The 10,744-nt window shown below is 68.7% G+C and carries 9 protein-coding genes; 3 read left to right on the top strand and 6 right to left on the bottom strand.

Annotated elements, in window-relative coordinates; genetic code table 11:
• The coding region (locus tag A5681_RS14980; RefSeq protein WP_156737993.1) for an MBL fold metallo-hydrolase at positions 1-309 on the bottom strand (309 nt) is incomplete at its 3' end.
• A 116-nt stretch (positions 310-425) separates the two neighbouring features.
• Here A5681_RS14980 and A5681_RS14975 point away from each other — a divergent pair.
• From A5681_RS14975 to A5681_RS14965, 3 genes are all read left to right on the top strand, one after another.
• Positions 426-1,325 (top strand): peptidylprolyl isomerase, encoded by a 900-nt coding sequence (locus A5681_RS14975; RefSeq protein WP_067276059.1) that lies wholly within the window; start codon positions 426-428, stop codon positions 1,323-1,325.
• 76 nt (positions 1,326-1,401) lie between these two features.
• Complete coding sequence (locus tag A5681_RS14970; protein ID WP_067276057.1) at positions 1,402-3,186, top strand: protein kinase domain-containing protein; 1,785 nt, start codon at positions 1,402-1,404, stop codon at positions 3,184-3,186.
• A 49-nt stretch (positions 3,187-3,235) separates the two neighbouring features.
• On the top strand, positions 3,236-3,604 hold the full coding sequence (locus A5681_RS14965) for a hypothetical protein (RefSeq protein ID WP_067276054.1): 369 nt from the start codon (positions 3,236-3,238) through the stop codon (positions 3,602-3,604).
• On the opposite strand, the gene A5681_RS14960 is transcribed toward A5681_RS14965, so the two are convergent.
• From A5681_RS14960 to secD, 5 genes are all read right to left on the bottom strand, one after another.
• On the bottom strand, positions 3,601-6,003 hold the full coding sequence (locus A5681_RS14960) for a RelA/SpoT family protein (protein ID WP_067276052.1): 2,403 nt from the start codon (positions 6,001-6,003) through the stop codon (positions 3,601-3,603). The genes A5681_RS14965 and A5681_RS14960 overlap by 4 nt on opposite strands.
• Positions 6,004-6,044: 41 nt before the next feature.
• Positions 6,045-6,602: an adenine phosphoribosyltransferase gene (locus tag A5681_RS14955; protein ID WP_067276031.1), complete on the bottom strand. Its 558-nt coding sequence runs from the start codon at positions 6,600-6,602 to the stop codon at positions 6,045-6,047.
• Positions 6,584-8,233, bottom strand: a complete 1,650-nt coding sequence (locus tag A5681_RS14950; protein ID WP_067276027.1) for an ABC transporter substrate-binding protein — start codon at positions 8,231-8,233, stop codon at positions 6,584-6,586. The genes A5681_RS14955 and A5681_RS14950 overlap by 19 nt, the downstream gene beginning before the upstream one ends.
• Before the next feature lie 5 nt (positions 8,234-8,238).
• The gene (secF, locus tag A5681_RS14945) at positions 8,239-9,513 is read right to left on the bottom strand and encodes a protein translocase subunit SecF (RefSeq protein WP_067276024.1); all 1,275 of its coding nucleotides are present in this window, start codon (positions 9,511-9,513) and stop codon (positions 8,239-8,241) included.
• 3 nt (positions 9,514-9,516) lie between these two features.
• Positions 9,517-10,744: protein translocase subunit SecD (gene secD / locus A5681_RS14940; protein ID WP_067276021.1), on the bottom strand; the 1,228-nt coding region annotated here is incomplete at its 5' end.

The following is a 10,744-nucleotide window of genomic DNA, read 5'->3' as shown; positions in this document are numbered from 1 at the left end:
CGCCACCAGCTGGGCCACCCGCGGGCCCAGGCCGTAGATCGGGTCTTTCAGCATGAACCGGTCCTCGGGGTGGATGAAGGTCGGGCAGCCATAGGTGTCGGACACCTTCTGCGCGGACCACATGTGGTCGATGTGTCCGTGGGTCAGCAGCACGGCGGCCGGGGTCAGCCGGTTCTCGTCGAGGATGCGCCGCAGCGGGCCCATCACCCGTTGCCCCGGATCCACGATGACGGCGTCCGTTCCCGGGCGCTCAGCCAGCACGTAGCAGTTGCACTGCAACATGCCGGCGGGAAATCCGGTGATCAACACGGTTCCCAGTTTCCCACGGGCCCCACTTGACACCGGTCGCGGCGCCCACATTAGCCTGAGCTGGCCACTGACGCCTTTTGCGGGCCCCGACCTACCAACCATGGAGGCATACGGCCGTGCCGACCAACGAACAGCGACGTGCCAACGCCAAGCGCAAGCTCGAACGGCAGCTCGAGCGGCGCGCGAAGCAAGCCAAGATGCGCCGAATCGTGGTGATCGCCGCCGGATCGCTCGTAGCCGTCGCCGTGGTCGTCGCGGTGGTGCTCGCCGTGATCAACACCAAGCACGAGCACAAGAACAACAGCGCCGCGAGCTCCACCTCGTCCGCCCCCAGCAGCTCACCGGAGACCACCACGCCGGCCGGGCCGACGCCGCCCGTTCCGCCGTTGCCGGCGTTCAAGCCGTCGGCGGACCTCGGCGCCAACTGCCAGTACCCGGCGTCGCCGGAACCGGCCGCCAAGCAGGTCAAGCCGCCCCGCACCGGCAAGGTGCCGACCGACCCGGCCCAGGTGAGCGCCAGCATGGTGACCAATCAGGGCCGCATCGGACTGATGCTCGCCAACAATGAATCCCCTTGCACGGTAAACAGTTTCGCGAGCCTGATCGGTCAAAAGTACTTCGACAACACCAAGTGCCACCGGCTGACCACGTCGGCGGACCTGGGCGTCCTGCAATGTGGTGACCCCAAGGGCGACGGCACGGGCGGTCCGGGCTACCAGTTCGCCAACGAGTACCCGACCGACCAATACCCGCCGAACGACCCGAAGGCCCAGCAACCCGTCCTCTACCCGCGAGGCACCCTGGCGATGGCCAACGCGGGCCCCGGCACCAACGGCAGCCAATTTTTCATGGTGTACAAGGATTCCCAGCTGCCGCCGCAGTACACCGTGTTCGGCACCATCCAGCCCGACGGGCTGGCCACGCTGGACAAGATCGCCAAAGCCGGTGTGGCGGGCGGCGGCGAGGACGGTCCCCCGGCCTCCGAGGTCACCATCACGTCGCTGTTGCTGGACTAAAGCCAAGCAGCGCAACGTCGCCGCCGATTGGTGAGATCGCGCGACCCGCGGGCGGTCCACCGCCTAAGGTCGTTGCGTGGGGTCAGAATCTTTCGGGCATTACCAGTTGCTGGACGTTCTGGGGCGCGGCGGCATGGGCGAGGTGTACCGCGCCTACGACGCCGCCACCGACCGGGTCGTCGCCCTCAAGGTGCTGCCGCCGAACATGGCGGAGGATCAGGAGTTTCAGCAACGCTTCCGCCGGGAGGCGCGCATCGCGGCGAGCCTGAACGACCCGCATGTGGTGCCCATCCACAGTTACGGGGAGATCGACGGCCGGCTCTATGTCGACATGCGGCTGATCGAAGGCCGCGACCTGTTGCAGTACATCGCCGAGAACGGTGGGCGCCTGTCCGCCGAGCGCGCGGTCGCCGTGATCGAACAGGTTGCCGCGGCGCTCGACAGCGCCCACCACGCGGGGCTGGTCCATCGCGACATCAAGCCGAAGAACATCTTGGTCACCAACGCGCGGGACTTCGTGTATCTGATCGACTTCGGCATCGCCCGCACGTTGGCGGACACGTCGCTCACGCAGACCGGTCACACGATGGGCACCGTCGCCTATATGGCGCCCGAGCGGTTCAGGGGCTCAACGGATCACCGCGCCGACGTGTATTCGTTGGCCTGCGTGCTGCACGAGTGCCTGACCGGCAAGCGTCCCTATGTCGGCGAAAGCCTCGAGGAACAACTCAACGCGCATCTCAACACGCCGCCGCCGCGACCGTCGGCAACCGTGGCCGGCGTATCCCCGGCCCTCGACGCGGTGGTCGCCCGCGGGATGGCCAAAGACGTCGAACAGCGCTATCAGTCGGCAATCGAGCTCGCCGAGGCCGCCAGGGCGGCGTTGGCCGCCCCGGCCGGGACCGCGGCATGGAATCCCCCAGCGGCGCCGGCCACGCCGCCGCCTCCTTCCGCCGGGCCGCCCACCCAGGACTTCCCCCCGACCGGCCCCAGCCCGGAGCCGCAGCCGTCCTACCGCGCCCCGACGCACTCCCGGCGTCTGCTTTTCGGCATCGTCGGCGCATCCACGCTGGCGCTGGCCGCGGTGGTGGCGCTGGTCATCGCGCTGGTGACCCAGAACGATGGTTCCGCCAACGGCGCGGCCTCCACCAGCGCGTCGCGCGCCCGGGTGCCCAACCGGCAGGGTGCGACCTCAGGACCGACCGGGCAGGCTATGGCGACCGTGCCCCCGCTGCCGGCGTTCGCGCCGCCGGCCGATCTGGGTGCCAACTGCCAGTACCCCAGCGCGCCGGACACCGTCGTCAAGCCCGTCAGCCCGCCCCCGTCCGGCAGGGTCTCCACCGAACCCGCGGAAATCCCGGCCACCATCTCCACCAACTTCGGTGACATCGGCATCCAGCTCGCCAACTCTGAATCCCCTTGCACGGTCAACAGTTTCGTCAGCCTGGCCAAGCAGCAATTCTTCGACAACACCCAGTGCGCCCGGCTGATCAACTCCACCGACGGCGGGTCGCTGCTGTGCGGCGGTCCCGAGGCCGACGGCTCGGGTGGCCCGGGCTACCAATTCGCCGATGAGTATCCGACCGATCAATATCCGGCCGGGGACCCCGGGCTCAGGGCGACCGTGCTCTATCCGCGCGGCACCGTGATCATGGCCGTCGACGGGCCGAACACCAACGGCAGCCAGTTCTCCTTCGTTTTCCGGGACTCCGAATTGCAGCCGACGAGCACCGTGCTCGGCACCATCAGCCAGGCGGGCCTGGCGGTCCTGGACAAGATCGCCGAGGCCGGCATCGCCGGCAACCGGCAGAGCGGCGCCCCCACCAACCCGGTCACCATCAACTCGGTGCGGATCGGCTAGATCGCGCCACACCGGGTACCCGACCTGCGATCCCAAGCAGGAGGGCGTTATGGCAACCAACAGCGCGGTGGAGATCCGTTTCGGGGCACCGGAGAACGTGCTTGAAGTCCAAGTGGGGACCGTCGAGGTGGACGTACCGCGATCCGTGGGCTATTTCGGCGGGTTGGTCGCCGCCACCGCGCTGGGCCTGATCGAACCGCCGCTGGCGATGTTCATCGCGGCGGTACCGCTGTTCAAGGTGCTGACCAACAGCGCGCTGCCACCCGTGGTGCGCATCGTGGGCGAGGTGCTGGAGGGGGCGGCCAAGCCGGTGGGCAGCGACGCCGAGGGCGTGATCGTGCTGGAGGACCAGCACGCGTCCGACACCAAGGTCGTCCGCCTGCCGGCGCCGAACAAGCGGGCGAGCAGGGCTCGTTAGGCCGCGGACGTCACGCGGTAGACGTCGAAGACGCCTTCGACGTTGCGCACCACGTTGAGCAGGTGGCCGAGGTGTTTAGGGTCGCCCATCTCGAAGGTGAACCGGCTGATCGCCACACGGTCGCCGGAGGTGGTGACCGACGCCGACAGGATGTTGACCTTCTCGTCGGCCAGCACCCGCGTGACGTCGGAAAGCAACCGGTGCCGGTCGAGCGCCTCGACCTGGATGGCGACCAGGAACACCGACGACGGCGACGGCGCCCAATGCACCTCGATGATCCGCTCGGACTGCTGTTGCAGCGATGCCGCATTGGTGCAGTCGGTGCGGTGCACGCTCACTCCCCCGCCGCGTGTGACGAAGCCCATGATCTGGTCGCCGGGCACCGGCGTGCAGCACTTGGCCAGCTTGGACAGCACCCCGGGCGCCCCCGGCACCGAGACGCCGACGTCGTCGCTGCTGCGCGGCCGGCGCAGCATGGTCGTCGGCGTGGAGCGCTCTGCCAGATCCTCTTCGGCCTGGTCGATCCCGCCGAGTTCGGCGAGCAGCCGCTGCACCACGTGGCGGGCCGACACGTGGCCTTCGCCGATCGCGGTGTAGAGCGCGGACACGTCGGTGTAGTGCAATTCGCGGGCCACCGCCGCCATGGATTCGCCATTGACCAAGCGCTGCAAGGGAAGTCCGCCTCGACGCACCTCGCGCGCCATCGCCTCCTTGCCGGCTTCCAGCGCCTCCTCGCGGCGCTCCTTGGCGAACCACTGCCGGATCTTCGCCTTGGCGCGCGGCGACACCACGAACTGCTGCCAGTCGCGCGACGGCCCGGCGTTGGGCGCCTTCGACGTGAAAACCTCGACGACTTCGCCGTTTTCCAGCTTGCGTTCCAGTGCCACCAGCCGGCCGTTGACCCGGGCGCCGATGCAGCGGTGGCCGACCTCGGTGTGCACGGCGTAGGCGAAGTCAACCGGCGTCGACCCGTTGGGCAGTGTGATCACATCGCCCTTGGGCGTGAACACGAAGATCTCCTGCACCGCAAGGTCGTAGCGCAACGATTCGAGGAACTCGCCGGGGTCGGCGGCCTCCCGCTGCCAGTCGAGCAGTTGACGCATCCAGGCCATGTCGTCGATCTCGGCGGCGGCGTGTGGATGCGGAACGCCGTTGCGGCCCTTGGCTTCCTTGTAGCGCCAGTGCGCGGCGATACCGTATTCGGCGGTGCGGTGCATGTCGCGGGTGCGGATTTGCACCTCCAGCGGCTTGCCCTCGGGGCCGACGACGGTGGTGTGCAGCGACTGGTAGACGCCGTATCTCGGCTGGGCGATGTAGTCCTTGAACCGCCCCGCCATCGGCTGCCACAGCGAATGCACCACGCCCACAGCGGCATAGCAGTCCCGAATCTCGTCGCACAGGATCCGGATGCCGACCAGGTCGTGGATGTCGTCGAAGTCGCGGCCCTTGACGATCATCTTCTGATAGATCGACCAGTAGTGCTTGGGCCGGCCCTCCACCGTCGCCTTGATCTTCGACGCGCCCAGGGTGTTGGTGATCTCGGCGCGGACCTTCGCCAGGTAGGTGTCGCGCGACGGCGCGCGGCCGGCGACCAGCCGGACGATCTCGTCGTACTTCTTCGGGTGCAGGATCGCGAACGACAGGTCTTCCAACTCCCACTTGACGCTCGCCATACCCAGCCGGTGAGCAAGCGGCGCAATGACTTCCAGCGTCTCGCGGGCCTTGCGCGCCTGCTTCTCCGGCGGCAGGAACCGCATGGTGCGCATGTTGTGCAGCCGGTCGGCGACCTTGATCACCAGCACCCGGGGGTCGCGGGCCATCGCAGTGATCATCTTGCGGATGGTCTCGCCCTCGGCGGCGCTGCCCAGCACCACCCGATCCAGCTTGGTCACGCCGTCGACGAGGTGCGCCACCTCGTCGCCGAACTCCTCGGACATCTGCTCGAGCGTGTAGCCGGTGTCCTCGATGGTGTCGTGCAGCAGGGCGGCCACCAAAGTCGTGGTGTCCATGCCCAATTCGGCGAGGATGTTCGCGACCGCCAACGGGTGGGTGATGTACGGGTCGCCGGAATGGCGCAACTGCGTGGCGTGCCGCTGGTCGGCGACCTCGAAGGCGCGCTGCAGCAGCGAGAGGTTCGCCTTCGGGTAGATCTCGCGGTGCACCGCCACCAGCGGTTCCAGCACCGGGTTGAGCGCGGTGCGCTGGGAGGTCATCCGGCGGGCCAGCCTGGCCCGAACCCGGCGCGACGCGCTGCTGGAGGTCTTCAGCGTCTCGGTCGGCTGCTCCGGCTGCTCCGGCGGCTCGACGGCCTGGGCCGTGACCGGCTCCCCGACCAGCAGGGACTCCGCGACGTCAGTGGGCGCGTCAAGCGCCTGCGCCGCGCTGTTGTCGTCCGCCACGTTGTCACCTCCGACCTCGAGGATATCGCGCGGTTGGCCGGCTAGACCTGACTCAGGCTGTGCACGGGCAGGTCGGCGACCGCCCGACGGCCGCCGAGCGCCGTCAATTCGAGGACCACCGCGGCCGCGATCACCGTGGCGCCGGTGCGCTCCAGCAGCCGGGCCGCCGCGGCCAGGGTGCCCCCGGTGGCCAGCACGTCGTCGATGATCACCACCTGACGACCCCGTAAGTCGATGCCGTCGGCGGGGATCTCCAGCGTGGCGCTGCCGTACTCCAGGTCGTAATGCTCGGCGTGCACCGGCGGCGGCAGCTTTCCACCTTTGCGGATGGCCAGCACGCCCGTGCGCAGCCGGTCGGCGACGGCCGCCGCGGCCAGGAACCCGCGGGAGTCGATCCCGGCTACCAGGTCGGCGCCGGATGCGATCTCGGCCAGCGCGTCGGTGACCGCCGTCAGGCCGTGCGGGTCGGCGAACAACGGGGTCAGGTCCTTGAACTGGACCCCTGGCTTGGGGAAGTCCGAGACCTCGCGCAGCAGCGAGGCGATGACGTTCGCCACCGATGAGGTTCCGCCGACGCTCGTCACTGCACCAGCGCCCATCGGTCCATGTTCCAGCCCGCACCCCAGCGGGTCGGGTTCTTGCTCACCGCGTACATCTTCTTCGACATCAGCAGCGTGCGTTGCTGCCGGTAAAGCGGCAACGTGGGCATGTCGCCCCACAGTACCGGCGCCGCCTCACCCAGCAGCCGGACGCGTTCGGCGGGGTCGGCCGACACCGCCAGCGCGCCGATGGCGCTGTCGATCTGCGGGTTGGAGTAACCCGACAGGTTGTTGCCGTTACCGCTGTGCAGGTCGTAGGCGTCCATCGCCGAGGAGCCAGTCGACCCGCTGCCGGTGGCGCCACCGGTGCTGGCCAGCAGCACGTCGATCTTCCCCTCTTTGAGGGCCTGCGGCCCGGACGTGTCCAGGGCGACGTTGACGACACTGATACCGGCCGTGGCGCACGATTTGGTGATCACTCCGACGTTGACCGCGAGCCGCGCGTTGGGCCCGGCGTAGCCGATCCGCACCGTCGTCGGCACACCGCCGAGCGCGGCTCGGGCCCCGGCGGGATCCGCCTTGGCGAATTGGGCGGCCTCCGCGGCGCCGTCGCCGGCGGTGACGGGGTCGTCGGCGGCGGGGTTCAGGCGCGAATTGGCGATCGGCACCCCGGCGTCGCGGGCGAGGCTGTCGCGGGGCGTGCACAGCGCGAGCGCGCGCCGGGCCTTGGGCTGCGAGAGCGGCCCCTGCGGGGCGAAGATCAACTGCTCGATGCCGGCCGACGGTGAATCGGCGCGGACGTAGTTGTCCGGGGTCGTCAGCGTTCCCGACGAGCCCGCCGCCACGTCGACCACGTCGACGCTGCGGTTGTTCACCCGGTCCTGGATGTCGGGGCCCTGCGGCCACACGGTGATGCGCTTGGTGATGGCCTTGGGACCCCACCACCGGTCGTTGGCGACGAGCACCACCGCCCCGCCGTCCAGTACGCGTTCGATCTTGTACGGCCCCGCCGACGGGAAGTTCTTCAGGTCCAGGCCGGGCTTGAGGTCCCAGATCGTGTTCCACAACTTGGCGATCTGCTGCACCAGCTGGGTGTTGTTGCTCAGCAGGGCCGCGGTCACGTCGATGTGCAGCTGGTCGGCGATGACGTGCGACGGCATCAGCGTGGTGGCGGTGAACAGCTGGTTGTAGTCGACGACGCCGCGGTCCGGGATGAACGACACCCGGGCCTTCTTCTGCCCGGGCAGGCACTCGACGTTGGCGATGTCGAGGTATCCGGCCTGGGTGGCGGCGTCGAAGTCGGGGTACCGGCCGGACTGCGCCGCCCAGGCCAGCACCAGGTCGTCGCAGGTGACCGGTTTGCCGTCGGAGTACACGGCGTTGTCGGCGATCTGGTAGTCGAGCACCAGCGGCGAACCGCCGACCACCGACACGGTGCCGAAGTCACGGTCGGCGACGGTCTGGCCATCCGGACCGTGATAGCTGAAACCGGCGAGCGTGCGGGCGAAGGCCTGCGCCCCGGCCGATGCCGCGCCGACGACGGTGTTGGTGTTGTAGGTGACCAGCCGCCCGTCGACCACGTAGTCGATCTGGGAGGCGGCGCTGCCCGAGCAGGCGGTCAGCGTGACGGCCGCGACGAGCATTGCAGCCAGACCGATAGCGCCCCAAACGAGGCGATACCTGACGGCCATGGCGACTACCGCCGGCCGGCGTTTCGCTTGCCGCTCGGACGCCTGGTCCCGGTCGGGCGGGCCGGGCGCGCACCCGGCGCCGGCTTGTTCGGTGCGGGCTTGTCGGACGCGGTGGACGCCGTGGTCGCCGGCGACGCCGAGGCGTCCTCGGCGGCCGTCGTCTCGTCGGCGGCCGTCGTCTCCTCGGCCGGTTCGGCGCCGCCCTTGCGGCGTCGTGTGACGCGGCGGGTGTGCGTGCGCACCAGCTCCGTGCGCTCGCGCAGCGTGACCAGCAGCGGGGTGGCGAAGAAGATCGACGAGTAGGTGCCGACGATGATGCCGACCAGCTGGACCAGCGCCAGGTCCTTGAGCGTCCCGACGCCCAGCAGCCACACCGCCACCACCATCAGCGCCAGCACCGGCAGCACGCCGATCAGGCTGGTGTTGATCGAGCGCATGAACGTCTGGTTGATCGCCAGGTTGGCCTGCTCGGCGAACGTGCGGCGGGTGGTGTGCTGGAAGCCGTGGGTGTTCTCCTCGACCTTGTCGAACACGATCACGGTGTCGTAGAGGGAAAAACCGAGGATCGTCAGCAGGCCGATGACGGTGGCCGGGGTGACTTCGAAACCGACCAGCGAGTACACCCCCGCGGTGACGGTCAGGTCGAAGACCATCGTCGTCAGCGCGGAGATGGCCATGTACCGCTCGTACCGCACCGTGATGTAGAGGCTGACCAATGCCAGGAACACCACCAGCGCGATCAGCGCCTTATTGGTGATCTGGTCGCCCCAGGTCTCGGATACCGCCGCGTCGCTGATCGCCTGCTTGCTGGGCTTACCGTCGGCGCCCTTCGGCTGGAAGGCATCGAACAGGGCGTTGCGCAGCTTGGCCGTCTGGTCGTTGGTCAACGTTTCGGAGCGGATCTGCACGGTCGCGGAGCCGCCGTTGCCGACGATCACCACCGACTCCGGATCCCGGCCGATGGTTTTCCGGAAGACGTCGGCCACCTGCGAGGTCTGGACCGTGCCCCGGGGCATCGACACCGTGGTGCCGCCCTTGAAATCGATGCCGAAGGTGAAGCCCCGCAACAGGATCGACAGTATCGCCACCGCGACGATCGCCCCGCTGATCCCGTACCAGAGACGGCGGCGGCCGATCACCTCGAACGCACCGGTACCGGTGTAAAGCCGCGAGATGAAGCCGTGCCGCTGTTCGCCGGCCCCACCGTCGGTCAATTGCGCGACGTCGCCGGAGCCCTCGGTGATTTCGGTCGCGTCCTTGGATGCCTTGGAGGCACTCATGGGCTATCCCCGTCCCGTCTTCACTTGCGACGAAGCCCGGCGTTCGCGGGCCACCTGCTGAACGGCTCCCAGGCCGTTGTATGCCGGTTTGGCCAACGTCGGCGACTTGGACGCCAGGTAGATCATCGGCCAGGTCACCAGGAACACCACCACGACGTCGAGGATCGTCGTGAGCCCCAACGTGAACGCGAATCCCCGCACCTGACCGATCGCCAGGGCGTACAGCACCGCGGCGGCCAGGAACGTGACGGCGTTGCCCGACACGATCGTCTTGCGGGCCCGCACCCAGCCTCGCGGCACCGCCGACCGGAACGAACGGCCCTCGCGGATCTCGTCCTTGATGCGTTCGAAGAACACCACGAACGAGTCCGCCGTGGTGCCGATGCCGATGATCAGACCCGCGATGCCGGCGAGATCCAAGGTGTAGTTGATCTGACGGCCCAGGATCACCAGGATCGCGAAAACCATTGCGCCGGAAGCGATCAACGACAGGGCCGTCAGCAGACCCAACACCCGGTAATACAGCAGCGAATACAGCAGCACCAGGACCAGCCCGATGGCGCCCGCGATCAGCCCCGCCCGCAATGAGGTCAATCCCAGTGTCGCCGAGACGGTTTGGGCCTCCGACGCTTCGAAGGACAGCGGCAGCGAGCCGTACTTGAGGACGTTGGCCAACTGCTTGGCGGTCGCGGCGGTGAACGGCGGGTCGCCGCCGGTGATCTGCGTCCGGCCGCCGGGGATGGCTTCCTGGATCATCGGTGCGCTGACGACCTGGGAATCCAGCGTGAACGCGGTCTGCGTGCCGATGTGGGCGGCGGTGAAGTCCGCCCAGATGTTGGCGGCGGCCGGCTTGAATTGCACGTCGACCACGTAACCGATGCCGCGCTGGTTCATCCCGGAGGTGGCGTCCTGGATCTGGTCGCCGCTGATGATCGACGGCGCCAGCAGGTAGGCGACCTTGTGGTCGGTCGAACAGGTCACCAGGGGCAGATTCGGGTCGTCGTTACCGGCGAGGATGTCCTCTTTGTCGCAGCGGGTCGCCTGGAATTGCAGCGCCAGGAACTGGACGCCCTGGCGGGTGCTCTGCCGCCACTTCTTCTCATCGGCGATGCGGTCGGCCAGCTCCTTGCGCGGGTCCGGGGGCGCCGGCTGCTCGGCCGGCGGCACGTCGGCCGGTGGCGCGTTGCCCGCGGGCGCCGGTGCCGGCGCGTTGCCCGCGGGGGCCGGTGGC

It is taken from the genome of Mycobacterium scrofulaceum (genome assembly GCF_001667885.1).
GTDB lineage: Bacteria > Actinomycetota > Actinomycetes > Mycobacteriales > Mycobacteriaceae > Mycobacterium > Mycobacterium scrofulaceum_C.
This window is presented reverse-complemented; position numbering and strand designations above follow the sequence as displayed.